The organism is Shewanella sp. 10N.286.51.B7 (assembly GCF_002873615.1).
In the GTDB taxonomy this organism is placed as follows: Bacteria; Pseudomonadota; Gammaproteobacteria; order Enterobacterales; family Shewanellaceae; genus Shewanella; species Shewanella electrodiphila.
This window is the reverse complement of the sequence record NZ_MCUF01000018.1, coordinates 39865-58363: the sequence shown is the minus strand read 5'-3', so window position 1 is coordinate 58363 and position 18499 is coordinate 39865. Positions and strand designations below refer to the sequence as shown.

The window sequence follows — 18499 nt, the reverse complement described above, 5'->3', positions numbered from 1 at the left end:
CAGTCACTAAAAAGCCACCGTCAGGTGGCTTTTTTGATCATAGGTTTTGAGATAAAAGTAAACAAAACCTCAGAAAACATTTTACTCAAATTGATAAGTATAAGAAATCCCGATTTTATTGGTTTTTCCGTAGTCACTCTCAGAGATAAAGCCATAAAAGTTAAATGATTGCTGCTGATTAATTTTATAACTCGCACCGCCGCCAGCCCAATAGCTAGAATAACTGTCACTACCGGCAGCGCCACCGCCAAATGCCATTAAGGTCCAACTTTCTCCGAGAGGCTTCATCGCAAAAGCGCCAAGATATGCACCATGGCTGGTTTTAGGAACTAAAATAAAGCCGTTATCATCTATAACGTCTTCTTCGGCAATGTCGCCATCGGTATAGTTGTAGCCGGCCATAGGAAATATTTGCCAGCCACCAGGGGTAAAACCGAAATAACTCAATGGAATAAATGTACCCACACTATAACCGTTAGAGCTCGCATCATTGTCGTATTCATTGCGATTAAAGTTAAAGTTCACAATACCAAAATCAAATAACCAAGAACCGCCAATGCGCCATTCACTGCCATCATCATTAATGCGTGCGTTTACCATTCGCGTAGCATCAAGGCCAATAGATCCCGAAAAGGTAAATTGATCGTTGTAGCCGACACCCGCTTTAGTGACAATTTTAGTCGGATCTTCATGGTGCTTTTCGTCAGCGCTAGCTAGCAAAGAAGCAGGTAGCGTACACAAAATTGAAAATGATGTGAGTAAATGAGATTTTGCCATACGAAAGGGAAACCTATTGATTGGTGAGCAATGTACAGAGATAAATATCCCCCATTCTATCAAAGCTGGTTGCGCTATTTGGAATATCGCTTATTCCATTAGGAATAAATGAATTAAACATCACTGTTTGCTGCTTTGTTAGGCGCCACTTTTCGTCTTGTTAGCGTATTATCTCAAACATTATAATCGGCGAAATTGCTTCATTCATCGCTTTGATTTAACTTATTACCAATAGGTAAAAAATCATAAGCCAAGCTCATAAGAAAAGCGCTTAAAAAGTGCCTTGAAATCTAGTTTGTAGCTTTAGCTGACTGCGCAAAAGGACTCCAATGCCAAGCTTGATCAGAATCGTGTTAATTAATACTCACCTCCCAGGTGTAGTAGAACTTCAATTAGATGGACACACTAATATTTGTGGTACCAATGCGTCGGGTAAAACCACGTTACAGCGACTGGTTCCCGTGTTTTATGGCGAATACCCAAGCCGCGTCGTTCCTTCTACCCGTGACAGTTTCGAGCGTTGGTACTTACCTCACGATTCAAGCTATATCATTTATGAGTATCAAAAGAGTGATGGCAAGTTGTATCAAGCGGTTATGGCGTCAGCTGGTGACGGCAAAGGCGTTAACTATCGCTTTATTGCTAAAGGCTTCGAGTTAGATGATTACGTTAAAAACCGTAATGGCGATACAATTATTTGTCATACCATGGCTGAACTTGGCCGAGAAATGAAACGTGCTCAAGTCACTCATACTAATCTACTGAACACCCGTGAATATCGCGCGATTATCCAACACGATCGCAGTTTATTAACTACAGGTGGTAATAAAGGTGAGTTACGCACCTATGCGCATCACTTTTCATTGTGTGACAGTGAATATTCATTACGTCATATAGAGAAACTTGCTAAAGCGGTCCATTCCAAAGAAGGAAAAATGGAAACCGTTAAGTCGATGGTTGCGGCTATTTTAGAAGAAGACGGAGTTAATCCGCCAACGTCTCGCCTTAATCCGCAGCGTGTCGAGAATTGGATCCGTGAAAGCCAATTGGTACAAGGCTTTGAACAAATTCGCCCAGAGTTTGAGAAATTAGAACAAGAATTTAACCAGTTACTGAGCGCTGAATTGCGTTTAGGGACATTGGGTAAAGGTTATCGCGCAGATGAAACCTTTGAAGCTGAGAGACAAGATATCAATCAAAATGAATCTAAAGATGCCAGTTTACAGCTGAGATTATTAGATGAAGAGTGGAAAGAAGCACGTGATGAGATCAGTCAGGAGTTATCTTTTGCGCAAGGTGACACACGTAAGTATGAAGCTGAACTGGATGCCATTGAAGATCAATACGAAGGCTTTTTAAATGCCAATATTGAGCAAGCTAAAGCTGATTTAGACAGTTTGGATAATTGGCGCAGTGATTTAGAAAACCTCACAGAGCGTCATAAGCTACAAACTGAAAAGCACCAAGATATTGAAGCAGCTTACAGCTCTCGTCGCAGTAAAATTGCAGAGCAACTACACCGTGAGCTGGAATCTCTTCATGAAGAGCAAGATGAAGCGCGTGAAAACCGCGATAGTCAGCGTGAAGCGTCGTCAGAAGATTTAGCGGCACTAGAGAATTTATGGCGTGATAAAACCGATGCTGGTAAAGCGGCATTTGCTGAACAAGAGTACCAACTCAAATTAACTCGCGGTGAGTTAAGTCATCAGATTGATGGCGTAACGTATACCGAAGAAGAAAAAATGACGCTGGCGGTATTCGATGAACGAATTAGTCGCGCCGATGAAGAGCAAGAAATTTGTAATCAAAAAGTCGATCGTTTATCGAGTGTTGAACGCAAGCTCAGAGCAAAGCGCGATCAAGTCAGCGAAGCATTACGCATCGCCAGTGTTCGAGTAAACGAGCGACTAAGCGATGTAGATGATGTTAAAGGGGTTTTATTTCCTCAGTCACATACTTTACTTGAGTTTCTACGCAAAGAGTCACCGGGCTGGGAGCAAAGCTTTGGTAAAGTGATTGCGCCAGAATTACTCCATCGAACAGACTTACATCCAAGCGTTTCAGGAAATAATGACGAGTCGTTATTTGGTATTGGCTTAGATCTTAAAGCGATTGAGGTGCCTGATTATGCCGCCTCTGAACAGGACTTACGTTTAAGGCTCAATAAAGCTGAAGATGCTTTAGCCCAAGCTGAAGAGCTTAAAGCTGAGCACGAAGATCAGCTGGTTGCCATCAACGATGAGCTCGATAATCTTAATAAAGAGCTTACCTTTGCCCGCACAGCTTATAAAAATAGTCGTGAAGATGTTAGGCGTTTATTTGATGAAAAACGCAGTACTCAAGAGCAAATCAATCAAGCTTTGGCTGATAGAAAAGCCCATGCAAGCAAGCGTCTTATTCAGTTAGATAACGAACTTAAGCAACAACATAATCACCATTTAGCTTGGTTATCTGAGCAAAAAGAGCAAGCGCTTGAAGCGCGAATGGAAAAAAATGCTTACTGGCAAGATGTGGTTGGCGCACTGGATAACCAACTAGGGCAAATCAAAGCCAATATTGAGACTCGCCGCAGTAACGCCAAACAAGAACAGAAAGCCTGTGATACTTGGTACAAGAACGAGCTTAAATCTCGCGGTGTCGATGAAGCAGCGATTGTTGCGCTTAAAGGAAACATCCGTGAATTAGAAAGCCAAATCAGTAACGCTGAAAAACGTCGAAGTGATGTGTTGCGTTATGACCATTGGTATCAAAATGCATGGATGATCACTAAACCTAAACTGCAAACCGACTTATCTAAAGTCAAACAAGCCGCACTAGAGTTAGAGCAGCAGCTTGCAAATAAAACAGCAGATGTGAAGCAGCGTAAACAGCAGCTTGAAACCAAGAAAAAAGCTTCGGATGCTGCGCAAGTCGATGCATCTGAAAACTTAACTAAATTACGTGCAGTGATGCGCAAATTAGCGGAATTGAAACTACCACCTAGTAAAGATGAAGCTGATGGCAGTATTGGCGAACGCTTAAGACAAGGTGAAGAGTTACTTCTGCAACGCGACTATTTATTGGGTTCAGTAAAGCAATATGTTGAACACTTTGACTCGGTGATTGTCAGTAAATCCGGTTCGAGTTTAGCTGAGTTTTGGGAGCGTGCTCGGGATGAGTCGAGCTTTACTAACGATAAAGGGATCCGTTTACTGGATTACCGTAAGTTAGTGCCGCAACTTGAGCAACTGCTGAATGTGATGGTGCCGCAATCACTGATGGCTATTCGTGAGCAAGGGCGTATTTTTGGTATCGATTTAACCGCTTATTATGATGTGCTCGCCGATATAGATCGCCGTATTGCCTCACAAAGCGCGCGGATTACTCGCGAAGTCGGCGAAGAGTTATTCCTTGATGGTGTTTCAGAGTCGGCAGTGAGGATTCGTTCGCGTATTAGTGAATTAGAGTTCTGGCCAGAATTAGAAGTGTTCGTGAAAGCCTTTAAACAATGGAAAGCGGATGGTTTTAGCCAATTGCCTGATGAGCATTACACCTCAAGTATGCGCCGAGCATTAGACATCATTGGTCGCTCCGCATTATCTGGTGGTATTGCTAAATTACTGGAAATTGAATTGCGCCTAAAAGAAGGCAATAGCGATTTGATTATCCGCACCGATAGACAGCTTAATGAGTCATCAAGTCATGGTATGGCTTACTTAATCTTGTGTAAGTTCTTATTGGCATTTACGCGCTTATTACGCGGTAAAGCAGATGTCACTATTCATTGGCCAATTGATGAATTAGGCACTTTGCATCACACCAATGTGAAGAAGATTTTTGATGCTTGTGTGAATAACAATATCAGTGTTTTGGGGGCCTTCCCTAACCCAGAATCTGAAGTGCTTAACTTGTTTGCTAACCGCTATATTATCAATAAACAAACCCGAAAACTGCAAGTGGTTAAGCCTAAAAGTAATCCTCTGGCAGAACGATTAAGCCAACGAGCTAACAAGGAGACTGTGTAATGTCTGAGTCTATAACGTCTACTTCAAACTCATTAAACTCTGTCTCTTCAGACACGCCTTTGGTCGGCACAGGGGTATTGATTGAACAGTTGTTACGCGGCGAGTTTATTTGCCGCACAACCAATGAAGATGGTTGGCGCGCGCTTAAAAATAGCACCACCTTTGAAAAGGTTGAGCAATATCTTAACCAAATTAATCGCACGATTTCATCGGCTGCTGAAGGCGATGTATTTTTTTGTGGTTACCAGCAACTAGGAGATCAAGAAAAGAAGGTTATCTCGAGTCAGTTTAAAGACATTTGTTCAGCGTTAATTCCGCTGGTGGAATGGTTAGTACTGGTGCAAGAGAGCAGTGGCCAAGATGCCCCTTTAAGTGAAGGCGCACCAATAAGATTAACTGAGCTGCAGGCGCGTATTGAAGATACGCCAGCCTTTATGGAACAACTGGCTAAATTAAGCCAGTATCGACTATTTGGCTCAACCAGCAGTAATGTCGATAACCAAATAAAACTGGTGTTTAAGCGGTTAGTTGAACTGGGCTACTTGATTAAGCCAAACAGCGAAAAGCAGATTTACATCGCCACGGGTAAGCTTGATTACCTGTATGAGGTGATTCGCTTTATTGATGAAACCGAAGGACTAAGTCTTGAAGCTCAAGCTGAAACGGCCACGCAACGGGATTTAGTATGAGTAATAATTTACATCAAGCCGGGGTTAAGCTGCTCAAACAGCTCAGTCGTCATGCTGATGTGGTTATGGATGCCTATTTAGCTGGCTCAGTCAGTGAATCTACTCATGATGTTGCGGTGATTGAGAAACTGAAAAAGAGCGGTATTTTATGGCGACCAGAACCAGACGAAGAGCTGCGACTAAAACGCTCGGTGCGGGCTTTACTAGAAGAAGCCTTAAGTGATGAACGTAATCGGCAGATTGATTCTAATGTGGGATCCGCATTTAGCACCATTAAGACTTTGGCTGATCATTATAAAGAAGCCCGTCATAATATCGATTACAGTGCCGCTGAAGCGTATTTAGCTGACTTAAGTGAACATGTTTATAGCTTTACCGATAGCCTAAGGTACTCCATTAGGGTGTTATGGAGCCGGATCAATAATGAGTTTGGCTATGTGGGAAGTATCAACGCTAAAATTCGCGAAAATGAATTAGCCCAAAGTCAGGTATCTGAGCTACTTAACGGTCTGGAGATGTTCCAGTTCAGCGAATTAAGTGAGATTGCCGGTGATATTCGTGAGTTACGACGTTTGCTGGTCACTAACTTACAAGAAACTTTAAGTCAGTGTACTCAAGAAGTCAGTGCGGTGCAGGGCAGGTTATTGGAGCTTTTAGGGCGATTTAGACAAATCCAAGGCCGAACTCGATTGTTGAAAGGTTTTTTACTGCACACAGATTTACACCCTGATTATCAACCAGAAAATCATGTTGGCCATAAGCATGTTCCTAGGTTGTTTAATTGCGCTGAAGCGATCATCAAGCCTGCCAGTGTTGATGTGCATAATAGTCAGCATGAGTTAACCTTGCTTGATACGGTATCAAAAATTAAAGCCATTAGTCGGGACTTGTTACCAAGCAAAGTGCGTGAGCATAATGTTGAAACCACAATGACTGCAGTGGAAGATTTTGATATCCCAGATAATCCATTGAAGCTAGCTGTCGATGAGTATTTCTGTGAAGTCATTGATTCAGGTCTTCGCCAGTCGGCGCTTGAGTATCTACAAGCTAATAAGCTTGAGTGGGAATCCGAAAACTGGCTGTATCAAGTTATTGGTGGCTATGAAGGCTTACCCGACGAGCATAAAGCCTATTTTGAGTTGGAACCAATAGGTGAACCTGATCCTGTTTATAATGGTAACTTTATGATCCACGATGTTGAGCTATGGCTAGCATAAAAAGACGAGCTTTGAATTTGCGTTAATGGCGCTCAAAACGTAAATAAGCTTGTTAGCGGGTAAAGCAGTTAAGGCAACTTAACTGCTTTTTTATTGGCTAGAATTTAGCCAGTTGAAATTGCTGTGATGATTTAACAGTAGCGACTCATATGGTTTTATATTGATACATTTATCGATCTTACTGATAACATTATGATTAATTTTATTTAGTAACAAATGTTATTGCTTACGAGTGTTATGGCATCAAGGCAAAACATATTGTAGTAAGCCAGTGTATCTAACTTAATTTGGTAATTTAACTAACGGATCTCGCTGTTATGGAGTTGTGTTTTGGTTTTGAAAACTGGCATAACAGTCAATTTTATTAAATTTCATGGTTTAATTGTTTTAAAACAGTCAATTATACCTCACTGTAAATATCTAGTTTAATTCCTTATAACAACTTATTGATCTCTAACATTGAATTATGTTGCATCTTGTTTCAGTATCCTTGTCGTTAAAAATAATTAAAACAAATTTTATCGTCGTTTTTAGGTGTTTTCTTTCTGAAGTCGGCTTGAACTAGGAATACAGAAAATTATGACCAAATCATTATCGACTCGAATTTTTATCGGGTTATTCTTAGGGGTACTACTGGGTAGTATCGTTCAATTTGCGCTAAATGATGTGGCGTTCTTTTCGGGGACATTAGTCGAAGTCGCTTCTGGCATTGGTAAAATGTTCGTCAATATGATCATGATGCTAGTGGTGCCGCTAGTATTTGTCAGTATTGTTTGCGGCGTGTGTGAACTACAAGACCTAAAAAGCTTCGGCCGTCTTGGTGGCAAAACGTTTGGCTTTTACATTATTAATACCCTAGTGGCGATTACGGCTGCTTTTGCGGTAGCAATGTTAATCGAGCCAGGTAAAGGCGTTGATATGTCTAGTGCTGGTGGTGTGGATATTACCGCCACTGAACTGCCTAATTTGATGACCTTGATTGTCAATATCGTACCGAATAACCCGTTCTCTGCATTTACGTCAGGCAATATGCTGCAAGTCATTTTCATGGCGCTATTGCTAGGCGGTGTGATCAAGTCATTAGGTGAAGTTGCTAAAGGCGCAGTGAAGGGCTTTCAAACCGCTAACGTCATTATGATGCGTTTGATATCAGTGGTGATGAACCTTGCCCCTATCGGTGTATTTGCATTGATGTTCAAGCTTGGTGCGACGTTAGAGCCTGAAATCTTCTTCAGCGTGGTGCAATATTTATTGTTAATTCTTGGTCTGTTATTACTGTGGATTTTTGTGGTTTATCCATATGCAGTAAGTTTCTTTACTCAAGTAACAGCGAAACAATTCCGCGAAAAAACCCGCGAACAAATCTTGTTCTCGCTATCAACTGCGAGTTCAAATGCAACAATTCCAGTCACCATGCGTACCTTAACTGATAAGTTAGGTGTTAACCGCGCAGTTGCTGGTTTTGGTGTGCCACTGGGCGCGACGATGAACATGGGCGGTGTATCAATTTACATCACTATTGCAATCTTCTTTGTTGCCAATGCTTTTGGTATGCCTATTAGTGGCGATCAAATTCCAGCCTTATTGTTCAGTGTTTTCTTATTGTCAGTGGGTGCAGGTGGTGTGCCTGGTGGTGGTATGGTGATGATTGGTGTGCTTATTCACCAAATGGGATTACCAGTTGAAGCGTTTGCTATTGTCGCTGCGTTAGACCGTATCATCGATATGGTGCTGACGTCATGTAACGTTGTTGGTGATACCGCTGTATTAACCATTGTCGACCAAACTGAAAAACCGCACCAGATTGAAGCTGAAAAAGCTTAAGTTTGATTGAGTCTTTTGGGGCTCAACGAACGGTTAACCCTATGCTTAACCGTTCGTTGAACATGGGGTTAACAAAAGGTCTGCATTTGCAGACCTTTTTTGTATATGCTTAGTTAACTATCATAAAAATAAAGGGAAGGTTGCGTGAAATTAGGGATTGGATTTATTTTAATACCATTAATGTTATTGATGGGATGTCAGTCAACGACGCATCATGGTGAAGCCCTGCCACAATATACGTTTATTGCTCATGATAATGATATGGAGCGAGTAGCATCGGCGCAGTCTACAGCTCGAGCAAATGGTAAATTGTTACTGGTGGTGATGGGCGCACAGTGGTGCCATGACAGCCGTGGTCTTGCTGCTAAGTTTTCGACAAATCAAATGCAAACCATACTATCCGATCGCTTTGAAACTGTGTTTGTTGATGTGGGTTACTTTGATGACTTACATTATTTACCTCAAAAATATGCCTATCCTGCCTACTTTGGCACGCCGACAGTGATGGTGATTAACCCTGAAACCAGTCAACTTCTCAATGAGGTAAACTTATCTAAATGGCAAAGTGCTGACAGTGTTCCTATGGATGATTATCTAACGTTCTTTTCAAGTATTGGTAGCCAACCTGTCGCGCCATTACATAGCTCTGCGGAAATTGATCAATTTACCGAAAAAAATGTGGCGAAAATGAAGCAGGGCTTTGATCATTTAAGACCGATTTGGGCTGCGGTGCGAGAGGGGAGTGTAGATAAGTCGGATGAGTTGCAAGCTGTCGCCACTGAAGTGTGGCAATTTCGCACGCAATTACAAAAGGATATTGTCGCAATGAAACTAAAGTTAGCCGAAGATCCTGCAGCAAAATTGAATTTGCCCGATTATGCTCTTTTTAGCTGGCAGTAATAACCGGGCCTAACACTCGAAATAAAAAAAACCGCCAACTGGCGGTTTTTTAGTTAAACCTCACTTAAAAGATGAGGTTTAAAATAAGCAGCTTAGCTGATTTCAGGTTCACTACTGTAATCAAGACCGTGATAGCTTAAGCAAGTTTCAACTTCGTTAGCTGATCCTAAAATTACCGCTACACGTTGGTGAATGGCTTCTGGTTCAATATCTAAGATGTCACCATAACCAGTTGAGGCTTTACCACCGGCTTGTTCTACTAATAATGCCATTGGGTTAGCTTCATACATCAAACGTAGCTTATACGGCTTCTCAGGGTTCTTGTTATCGGTTGGATACATAAAGATACCACCACGACATAACACGCGATGTACATCACCCACCATGGCTGCAATCCAGCGCATATTGAAAGACTTCTCACGAGTGCCAATTTTACCTAGCAACAAATCGCTAATGTAAGTTTGCATTGGCGCTTCCCAAAAACGTTGGTTTGACATATTGATGGCAAACTCAGCAGTATCTTGGCTGATGCTAACACTCGGATCTGTTAGCAAGAATTCGTTTGTATCAGGGTCTAGAGTATAAAGTTGAGTGCCATTACCTGTTGTTAATGCCATCATGGTTGATGGGCCATATAGAACATAACCAGCAGCAACTTGCTGACGACCATTTTGTAAAAAGCTGTTTTCAGTTAACTCACCAGCTTGTGCTGGTAGTACTGAGAAAATAGTGCCTACCAAAGAGTTAATATCAATGTTTGAAGAGCCATCTAATGGATCAAAACAAACCAAGTATTCACCTTGCTTATTCACTTCAACCACATAGTCTTCTTCTTCTGATGCTAGACCACGCACATTACCTTCGGCTTTGAGTGCATCTTTGAGCATATCGTTGGTGATAACGTCGAGTTTCTTCTGTGTTTCGCCTTGGACATTCTCTTGTTCAGTTGCACCTAAAACGCCTGCTAGTGCGCCATGGCGAACGGCTTGGCTAATTTCTTTTGAACAGTCAGCTAAGCTCAAAATTAATTGTGAAAGAGATTCTGATACAGCTTGTTTTGTAAGGGTTTGTGTCAAAGTTTGCATGCTTGTTCCTAAGACAGTAGAGGTTAAGGTCGGTAACCAGTGGTTAATGTTCTATTTTATTGCCACAGATAATACCTTAGTTCGGGTGACATTACAGCGTGAAAAAGATGAGCAATATATGACTTCGGACTGATTTGTTATAAACTCACGCAAAATGCCTACTTTAGGTTGGTATTTGGTTAAATTAAAAATAATAACAATAAGAAATTTACACCATCATTTTTTGTAAGGAATGACCATGATGACGAAATGGAAATCTACAGCACTTTCAGTGTTATCCGTAATTCCGCTAGTAATGACTAGTTCTCTTTTCTCGACCTACGTATTGGCCTCAACAATGAATATGACAGGTAATAACACTCCGCTTACTATTGAACGAATTCATGCTTCGCCAGCCTTAGCTGGTGCAAGCCCTAGAGGACTGAAGTTGTCTCCAGATGGTAGATTGGTGACATACCTTGCAAGTCGTGAAGATAATCAACACTTCTACGATTTATGGCAAATGGACATTGCAACGGCAAAGCGCAGCATTTTACTCAATGCCGATAAATTAGCTTCGGGTGAATTGTCTGATGAAGAAAAAGCACGCCGTGAGCGCCAACGTATTTATGGTCAAGGGATCATGGAGTACTTCTGGGCTGATGACAGCGAAGCGTTATTGATCCCAGCTGCTGGCACTTTATATTATTTTACCATTGCTGATAACAAAGCGGTGGAGCTTGATACTGGCGAAGGTTTCGTTACTGATGCGCGACTATCGCCAAAAGGTAAGTATGTATCTTTTGTGCGAGAGCAAAACATTTATGTACTAGAACTCGCTAGCTCAAAACTGACTCAGTTGACCTTTGATGGCAAAGGTCCGATTAAAAATGGTATGGCAGAATTTGTCGCCCAGGAAGAAATGGGCCGTATGACAGGTTATTGGTGGTCGCCAGACGAGTCATCTATCGCGTTTACTCGTATTGATGAGTCAGGCGTTGAATTAGTCACGCGTAATGAAATTTATGCAGATGGGATTAAACTCACCGAGCAGCGTTACCCATATGCGGGTAAAACAAACGTTGAAATAGAGTTAGGCGTGATTACGCTTGCCAAAGAAGGAAAAGAGCAACAAGTTTCATGGATCGATTTAGGTAAAGACAAAGATATTTATTTGCCGCGAGTCAAATGGCTACCTGATAGTCAGCATTTATCATTTCAGTGGCAAAGCCGCGATCAGCAAGCGCTTGATTTACGCATTGTGGATGTTAAAAGCAATAACCTTGCAAAAACGGTAGTGGCTGAACGAAGCGAAGCATGGGTTAACCTCAATGATGATTTACAGTTTTTAAAACAGCAAAAGTCATTCATTTGGGCCTCGGAGCGAGATGGTTTTAATCACCTTTATTTATTCGATGTAAATGGCAAAGTATTAAAGCAATTAACCCAAGGTAACTGGGCGGTTGATGCGCTTGAGTTAGTTGATGAAAAAGCAGCATGGGTTTATTTCTCTGGTCGTAAAGATTCTGTAGTTGAACGTCATTTATACCGAGTGCCATTAGCTGGTGGCGAGATCGAAAAAATCTCCAGCCGTAACGGCATGCATTCTGCGGTATTTGCAGATAATAAACCTGTTTACTTAGATTACTTTAATAGCCTAAGTCAGCCGCCACAAGTGAGCTTACACGATGAAAAAGGTAAGCAATTAGCTTGGGTTGAGCAAAATGAAGTTAATCAGTCACACCCTTTGTATGACTTTGCGGGTCTTTGGCAAATGCCTGAGTTTGGAGAGCTAAAAGCTGAAGATGGCCAAGCACTGCAATATCGTTTATTTAAACCTGTACCTTTTGATGACAGTAAGAAATACCCTGTTGTTGTTCGCGTTTATGGCGGTCCACATGCGCAATTAGTGGTGAATAGTTGGAGCGAAGCGGATTATTTTACTCAGTATCTACTGCAACAAGGTTTTGCGGTATTTCAATTAGATAATCGTGGCTCTGCGCACCGCGGTACTGAGTTTGAATATGTTATTTACCAAAACATGGGCGATGCAGAAGTCGAAGATCAGAAAGTGGGCGTAGATCATTTACGTAGTCTGCCTTATATCGATGGAAACAATATTGCGATTTATGGTCATAGCTATGGCGGTTACATGGCATTGATGGCGCAATTTAAAGCACCTGATTATTTTAAGGCTGCAATATCTGGCGCACCGGTCACAGATTGGCGTTTATATGATACGCATTACACAGAACGTTACATGGGTCATCCTGAAAGAAATCAAACAGGTTATGATGCCAGTAGTGTTTTACCTTATGTGAAAAATTATCAATCAGGATTGATGATGTATCACGGCATGGCTGACGATAATGTGTTGTTTGAAAACAGCACTCGCGTTTATAAAGCCTTGCAGGATGAAGGTAAATTATTTCAGATGATGGATTATCCAGGTTCGAAACATTCAATGCGTGGTGAAAAAGTTAGAAATCACCTTTATAAGTCATTGGCTGCTTTCTTGGAAAATGAGTTGAAGTAATGACGGTAGCGGTACTAATAGCCCTCAATGTGATAGCGGGGGCTTTGTGTTTAATGAGCTTAATTGAATTGTTTAAAGACAAAAGGCGTAAATAATTCGATCAGTTAAACTACATTCATAAGAAGTAACGTCTCGGTATTTAAAGCGTAGCTTACCCCTTCGTTTCGAGATTGAGCTTTAGCCAAAGAATATTCGTAATATAGTTTGTCCGTTAAGCTGAATTACAGCCAATAAAAAAGCCAAGTCATCGACTTGGCTTTTTTTATTTCCGCAATAAGCGAAAATTAATCTTCTAAGTTACCGCAAAAACGATAGCCTTCACCGTGGATAGTCGCGATGATTTCTGGCGTATCAGGTAAGCTTTCGAAATGCTTACGGATGCGACGAATGGTTACGTCAACAGTACGGTCATGTGGCTTAAGCTCACGGCCAGTCATCTTCATTAACAAGTCAGCACGAGTTAAGATTTTGCCTGGGTTTTCTACAAAGTGAAGCATCGCGCGGAATTCACTGCGTGGAAGCTTATAAGATTCACCTTGTGGGCTTACTAAAGAACGGCTGTTGATTTCTAAGCTCCAACCATTGAAGCGGTAGAATTCTACAGAACCTTTTTCTTCGATTTCTGCACCAGCACTATTAACGCGAGTTAATAAGTTGCGAGCACGGATAGTTAATTCACGTGGGTTGAATGGCTTAGTGATGTAGTCATCAGCGCCAATTTCAAGACCAAGAATTTTGTCAACTTCGTTGTCACGACCAGTTAAGAAGATAAGGCCGATATTGTTAATTTCACGAAGCTCACGAGCTAACAATAAACCGTTTTTACCAGGAAGATTGATATCCATAACAACAAGATTAATCTTATTATCCTGCATGGCTTTATGCATTTCTGCGCCATCGTTTGCTTCAGTTACTACATACCCTTCTGCTTCAAAAATACTACGCAGTGTATTACGGGTTACAGCTTCATCTTCAACAATAAGAATGTGTGGGTTTTGCATGTTATTTACCTAAATTAAAAACAATTGATTCTAGTCATGTTGCACTAGGGCGTTGGCGTGTTTATTAATGAAACGCCGATAATTTATAAATTTCACGATAGGTGTTTATCTATGTCTGCCCTGAACAAAACACGCTTCATGACTAGCTACATTATATACACTCAGCTTAATACATTATTAAAAGAGACATACGTGACATAAATGTGATCATAAAAAATCCATATTCTCATTGTATGCTGAGTCTTAACTCACTCACAATCAGTCTAAAGATCTATTAAAACAATGATTCGTTACACTATGAGATTAAATTGCTCATAAAAGTTCCTTGGCAATTTAATAATGTTCTATATTTAATGTTATCTAAAAATGTAGAACAAAATGCTCAAGCTTGATTATTTAATGGTGAAAAAATGTACCGATAAATGTAACAGCTTGTGCCACAACTTATAGTTATGTAGCAAAATCTAGCTAGTGGTGATTATTGTACTCGTTTTAGGCATTTGTTAACAAATGAAATGTTAACAAATTTACGCATTAGAATTGTTACAAAATTGAATTTTTTAATAAGCCTTTGATTTTGCTGTTTAATTTAATTATTGTTCTTGTGACTTGCATCACATGGACTATGAGCGTGAATAAGGGTTTGCTACACTTAACTGGGATTAACAGAGAATATTAGATAATGGATAATTTAATTGATAGCCTTTGGCACAAGTATCAAGGAACACAATTTTTACTCACGCAGCGCTTATCTAATGATATTCCTTTCGCCATTGTCACCGCACACAATCCTCTTGGTAGTGTGCTCACTCCTTGCCAAAATCGGTTATTAGACCGTCGTTTACAGCGAAAAATTGAACAATATAACAGTCCATATCGTTCACTTATTGGCGCAGCTCCTGATTTATCGCATATGGAAAAAAGCTGGGCAGTCTTTATTGATAAACAGCAGGCGTTAGAATTAGGGCGAGAGTTCAAACAACATGCGATTTATTATGTGAACCAAGGTTTATTGTTTCTAGTGGCTTGCGGAGATGCGCCAGATGATGAAGTGATGATTGGCGACTTTACAACACGTACCCAGCTAGTGAATGAACTACCAGATTTGCACGAGTAATTTTTAGGTATTATTGCTAATTAAGTATTGTTGTTAATTAGGTATTGTTGATTAAGGTGAGATCTCTGCCCAGAAGTCGTTAATGGTATCTTTATGTAGGTTTTATTCTAGCAAGAGCAGATTAAGGTTGAATAACAGCTTCATTCTGAAAGCGGATTGTAGAGCTAACTATTTATCACTTACTGACGGTTCACAATTGCATTGAAAATACGTATTCATTGGCGAGGTATATAAACCCTTTTAAGACATCATTGAGCAGTAATCGCTATTTTTGTTATTGCAGATGTATAATATTTGCTTCAACTATCCATTAGATTGTTTTTTGTATTCTTCTTTATTGCTGTAATTTAAGTATTTATCTTATCAATTCCTTCAAAAAAGCTCTCCTGTTTGATTAAGCATTTAAATGTCGTATTTTCAGTATTCTGTTATTTAGTAACTTTATTACAAGTCTGAATTGACTTAGATGGTCATTTATTGGTATTTTTCACTTTCTTCCATTGGGAGAAACAGAAGAGGAGCGTTAGCTAGGTAGTGAGTCTGAGGAAAACCTATTCCGATGATGACTTATGAGGGAGATTAGCGCCGAGATATTCGAAGTGATTGGTTTAACTTCATATCGGTCGATTAGGCTGAATCCTAACGATTGTCACCTATTAATTGGTGGAGAGCTTCTGGTGAAAAGATTGCTGTTTCCCTTCTCTAAGGGTGCGTTATCACTGCACCAGGCTCTTCGAACGAAGTAAGTTCGGAGCGTAATCATGTTTTTAAATCTTATTGTTCAATCTGTAAATGCTAGTCAGCCTATTGCTGAGGTGCTGTCATGAGTTTAGTTGTTGCTAAATTTGGAGGCACATCGGTTGCCGATTTTTCTGCAATGAATCGCTGTGCAGGTATCATTCTTGCTAATTCTAATACTCGTGTTGTTGTCGTGAGTGCCTCAAGTGGCGTGACTAATTTACTGGTTGAGTTGACTCAAGCCAACGTAAATGACCAACGCCGTATGGCTTTGTTGACTCAAATTGCCCAAGTTCAATATGACATTGTTGATAAGCTAGAGCGCCCACAAGATGTGGCGGCAACAATTGATAAGCTACTCAGTAGAATGTCAGTACTTAGTGATGCGTTAGTGCTAGATAGAAGCAAAGCCATTATTGATGAGTTACTCTCAATGGGTGAGCAATGTTCTTCATTGTTATTTTCAGCAGTTATTCGCCAAAAAGGCACGCCTTCGAGTGCATTTGATGTAAGACAAGTACTGAGAACCGATAGTCACTTTGGCCGTGCAGAGCCACAGATAGAGAGTATTGCTTCTTTAGCCGCTGAACATTTAGCGCCGCTTTTAAATGAACAGGTCATTGTAACTCAAGGGTTTATTGGTGCAGACAGTGAAGGGCACACGACAACATTAGGCCGTGGTGGCAGTGATTATTCAGCAGCTTTATTGGCTGAAGCGCTTAAAGCTGATGCGGTAGAGATTTGGACTGATGTTGCTGGTATTTATACTACTGACCCTCGTTTGGCCCCTAATGCTAGACCGATCCCTGAAATCAGCTTTAATGAAGCCGCTGAAATGGCGACTTTTGGCGCCAAAGTATTGCATCCTGCGACTATTCTTCCTGCTGTTCGTCAAAAAATTCAAGTCTTTGTAGGTTCAAGTAAAGCACCTGAGCAGGGCGGAACCTGGATCCGTCATCAAGTTGAAGAGGTCCCTGTTTTTCGCGCCGTTGCTTTAAGACGTGATCAAACATTACTAAATTTACATAGCTTACAAATGCTACATGCTCAGGGCTTTTTAGCGGAAACCTTCGCAACGCTTGCTAAGCATAAAATCTCTGTTGATTTAATTACCACATCAGAAGTTAATGTCTCGCTGACACTGGATAAAACCGGTTCAGATTCAAGCGGTCAAGGCTTATTAAGTGAGTCGTTATTGCAAGAGTTATCACAGCATTGCCGAGTTAGAGTAGAAGATAATCTCGCTTTAGTCGCGATTATTGGTAATAAAATCGCTTCAACAGCTGGCATATGTAGTCGTGTATTCTCAGTACTAGAAAACCATAATGTTCGCATGATCTGTCAAGGCGCGAGCCCACACAACTTATGTGTGTTAGTGGCTGAATCAGAAGCGGCAGATGTAGTAAATTCATTGCATCAAAATCTATTTGAATAAGTAATGCCAATAAGGTTAAAAATGACAGCATCAACCGGTACTTCTAAAGCACTGACTTCGCAAGTTGAGTTGGGAGAATTGGCCACTGGTCAAGCGCTTACAGCGCCTTTGTTTAGTTTTAAAGGAAGCGATAGCGCTGCGCCTTCTGTGTACATTCAAGCAAATGTTCATGGCGCAGAAGTACAAGGTAATGCGGTTATTTATCAGCTAATGACCTTGCTAGAATCATACACTATTTTAGGTGATATTCGCTGTCTTCCACTTGCTAACCCACTAGGTATAAACCAAAAAAGTGGCGAGTTTACCCTGGGGCGGTTTGACCCGATCACTGGGGTCAATTGGAATCGTGAATATTATGAACATGCTGATATTATTAGCAATATTCCTCAATGGTTTGAACTAAACCAAGGATTATCAGATGCTGAGTTAGTCGTGGCTTTTCGTGAATTATTAACCCGTAGCTGTCAGCAACGTATCGCCAATACTTGGGGCATAAGCACAGGACACCGCCTTGCGGTTAGCTTGCAATCAATGGCCCACGACGCTGATATTGTATTAGATTTACATACTGGTCCGAAATCAGCCAAACATTTATATTGTCCTGAATATGATGTTGAAGCCGCTGGATTCTTCTCTATTCCCTTTTCATTGATAATTCCAAATGAATTTGGCGGTGCGATGGACGAAGCCGCTTTTTATCCATGGTGGCAGCTTCAACAATATTGCGCCACGCAACAACGTCATTTTGATGTACCGGTTGCCGCATTTACCTTAGAACTGGCTAGCCAAGAGCGCATTGATATGGCCGACGCTAAAGAAGATGCGCTAGGAATTTTGGCTTATTTGAGTCACCGAGGTGTGATTGAAGAGAAAGTGCTACCAGCTGAGATGCCGCGCTGGGGCTGTTATTTGAAAGACTACAAAAAGTTTCATGCACCAAAAGCGGGATTAGTAGAATATTGTGCAGAAGTGGGCAAGCCGCTGGCAGCAGGTGAGTCGTTAGTTACCCTATTAAGACTTGATCAATATGGCTCAGAACAAGCGTTAACGTCAGTGAGTTTACCTTGTGATTGCGTGCCTGTTTTGCACTTTGCTTCGGCATCAGTGCATCAAGGTACTGAGCTGTATAAAGTGATGACGAATGTGTTTGAGATTAAATGATGTATGATTTTTCCTGAGCTTATAGCTTATAGCTTA

At 41.0% G+C, this 18499-nt stretch carries 13 protein-coding genes and 1 riboswitch; of the genes, 10 read left to right on the top strand and 3 right to left on the bottom strand.

Translation table 11 applies throughout. The features are described 5' to 3' along the window. Positions 1-81: 81 nt before the first annotated feature. Positions 82-777 (bottom strand): hypothetical protein, encoded by a 696-nt coding sequence (locus BCU84_RS02825; protein WP_102526588.1) that lies wholly within the window; start codon positions 775-777, stop codon positions 82-84. A 329-nt stretch (positions 778-1106) separates the two neighbouring features. Here BCU84_RS02825 and BCU84_RS02820 point away from each other — a divergent pair, with 329 nt between their 5' ends. From BCU84_RS02820 to BCU84_RS02800, 5 genes are all read left to right on the top strand, one after another. Continuing rightward, on the top strand, positions 1107-4781 hold the full coding sequence (locus BCU84_RS02820; RefSeq protein ID WP_102526587.1) for an ATP-binding protein: 3675 nt from the start codon (positions 1107-1109) through the stop codon (positions 4779-4781). Beyond that, positions 4781-5470 (top strand): hypothetical protein, encoded by a 690-nt coding sequence (locus tag BCU84_RS02815; protein ID WP_102526586.1) that lies wholly within the window; start codon positions 4781-4783, stop codon positions 5468-5470. The genes BCU84_RS02820 and BCU84_RS02815 overlap by 1 nt, the downstream gene beginning before the upstream one ends. Further along, on the top strand, positions 5467-6687 hold the full coding sequence (locus tag BCU84_RS02810) for a phosphoenolpyruvate carboxylase (RefSeq protein ID WP_102526585.1): 1221 nt from the start codon (positions 5467-5469) through the stop codon (positions 6685-6687). The genes BCU84_RS02815 and BCU84_RS02810 overlap by 4 nt, the downstream gene beginning before the upstream one ends. A 579-nt stretch (positions 6688-7266) precedes the next feature. Beyond that, a complete protein-coding gene (locus BCU84_RS02805; protein ID WP_102526584.1) occupies positions 7267-8511 on the top strand; it encodes a dicarboxylate/amino acid:cation symporter in 1245 nt (414 codons plus the stop codon). Positions 8512-8655: 144 nt separating this feature from the next. After that, positions 8656-9411 (top strand): thioredoxin family protein, encoded by a 756-nt coding sequence (locus tag BCU84_RS02800; protein ID WP_102526583.1) that lies wholly within the window; start codon positions 8656-8658, stop codon positions 9409-9411. A gap of 92 nt (positions 9412-9503) precedes the next feature. On the opposite strand, the gene BCU84_RS02795 is transcribed toward BCU84_RS02800, so the two are convergent. Then, positions 9504-10496 (bottom strand): class 1 fructose-bisphosphatase, encoded by a 993-nt coding sequence (locus BCU84_RS02795; RefSeq protein WP_102526582.1) that lies wholly within the window; start codon positions 10494-10496, stop codon positions 9504-9506. Between BCU84_RS02795 and BCU84_RS21085 the strand changes: the two genes are divergently transcribed. Together BCU84_RS21085 and BCU84_RS02790 are read left to right on the top strand one after the other, a co-directional pair. Next, the gene (locus BCU84_RS21085) at positions 10495-10629 is read left to right on the top strand and encodes a hypothetical protein (protein ID WP_267869067.1); all 135 of its coding nucleotides are present in this window, start codon (positions 10495-10497) and stop codon (positions 10627-10629) included. The genes BCU84_RS02795 and BCU84_RS21085 overlap by 2 nt on opposite strands. 105 nt (positions 10630-10734) lie before the next feature. Further along, complete coding sequence (locus BCU84_RS02790; RefSeq protein WP_102526581.1) at positions 10735-13011, top strand: S9 family peptidase; 2277 nt, start codon at positions 10735-10737, stop codon at positions 13009-13011. 284 nt (positions 13012-13295) lie between these two features. On the opposite strand, the gene arcA is transcribed toward BCU84_RS02790, so the two are convergent. Then, complete coding sequence (arcA, locus tag BCU84_RS02785) at positions 13296-14012, bottom strand: two-component system response regulator ArcA (RefSeq protein WP_102526580.1); 717 nt, start codon at positions 14010-14012, stop codon at positions 13296-13298. 682 nt (positions 14013-14694) lie between these two features. On the opposite strand from arcA, the gene BCU84_RS02780 reads away from it, so the two are divergent. From BCU84_RS02780 to BCU84_RS02770, 3 genes are all read left to right on the top strand, one after another. Then, a complete protein-coding gene (locus tag BCU84_RS02780; RefSeq protein WP_102526579.1) occupies positions 14695-15129 on the top strand; it encodes a DUF3293 domain-containing protein in 435 nt (144 codons plus the stop codon). Between the two features lie 505 nt (positions 15130-15634). Next, positions 15635-15811, top strand: a riboswitch (Lysine riboswitch). Positions 15812-15952: 141 nt separating this feature from the next. Continuing rightward, positions 15953-17302 (top strand): lysine-sensitive aspartokinase 3, encoded by a 1350-nt coding sequence (gene lysC, locus BCU84_RS02775; RefSeq protein WP_102526578.1) that lies wholly within the window; start codon positions 15953-15955, stop codon positions 17300-17302. Between the two features lie 21 nt (positions 17303-17323). Then, complete coding sequence (locus BCU84_RS02770) at positions 17324-18463, top strand: succinylglutamate desuccinylase/aspartoacylase family protein (RefSeq protein WP_102526577.1); 1140 nt, start codon at positions 17324-17326, stop codon at positions 18461-18463. Positions 18464-18499: the final 36 nt, after the last annotated feature.

Excerpts from the sequence above, each read along its gene's own strand:
- BCU84_RS02825 (WP_102526588.1), bottom strand. The coding sequence starts at position 777 with ATGGCAAAATCTCATTTACTCACATCATTTTCAATTTTGTGTACGCTA.
- BCU84_RS02820 (WP_102526587.1), top strand. The coding sequence starts at position 1,107 with ATGCCAAGCTTGATCAGAATCGTGTTAATTAATACTCACCTCCCAGGT.
- BCU84_RS02815 (WP_102526586.1), top strand. The coding sequence starts at position 4,781 with ATGTCTGAGTCTATAACGTCTACTTCAAACTCATTAAACTCTGTCTCT.
- BCU84_RS02810 (WP_102526585.1), top strand. The coding sequence starts at position 5,467 with ATGAGTAATAATTTACATCAAGCCGGGGTTAAGCTGCTCAAACAGCTC.
- BCU84_RS02805 (WP_102526584.1), top strand. The coding sequence starts at position 7,267 with ATGACCAAATCATTATCGACTCGAATTTTTATCGGGTTATTCTTAGGG.
- BCU84_RS21085 (WP_267869067.1), top strand. The coding sequence starts at position 10,495 with ATGCTTGTTCCTAAGACAGTAGAGGTTAAGGTCGGTAACCAGTGGTTA.
- BCU84_RS02795 (WP_102526582.1), bottom strand. The coding sequence starts at position 10,496 with ATGCAAACTTTGACACAAACCCTTACAAAACAAGCTGTATCAGAATCT.
- BCU84_RS02790 (WP_102526581.1), top strand. The coding sequence starts at position 10,735 with ATGATGACGAAATGGAAATCTACAGCACTTTCAGTGTTATCCGTAATT.
- arcA (WP_102526580.1), bottom strand. The coding sequence starts at position 14,012 with ATGCAAAACCCACACATTCTTATTGTTGAAGATGAAGCTGTAACCCGT.
- BCU84_RS02780 (WP_102526579.1), top strand. The coding sequence starts at position 14,695 with ATGGATAATTTAATTGATAGCCTTTGGCACAAGTATCAAGGAACACAA.
- lysC (WP_102526578.1), top strand. The coding sequence starts at position 15,953 with ATGAGTTTAGTTGTTGCTAAATTTGGAGGCACATCGGTTGCCGATTTT.
- BCU84_RS02770 (WP_102526577.1), top strand. The coding sequence starts at position 17,324 with ATGACAGCATCAACCGGTACTTCTAAAGCACTGACTTCGCAAGTTGAG.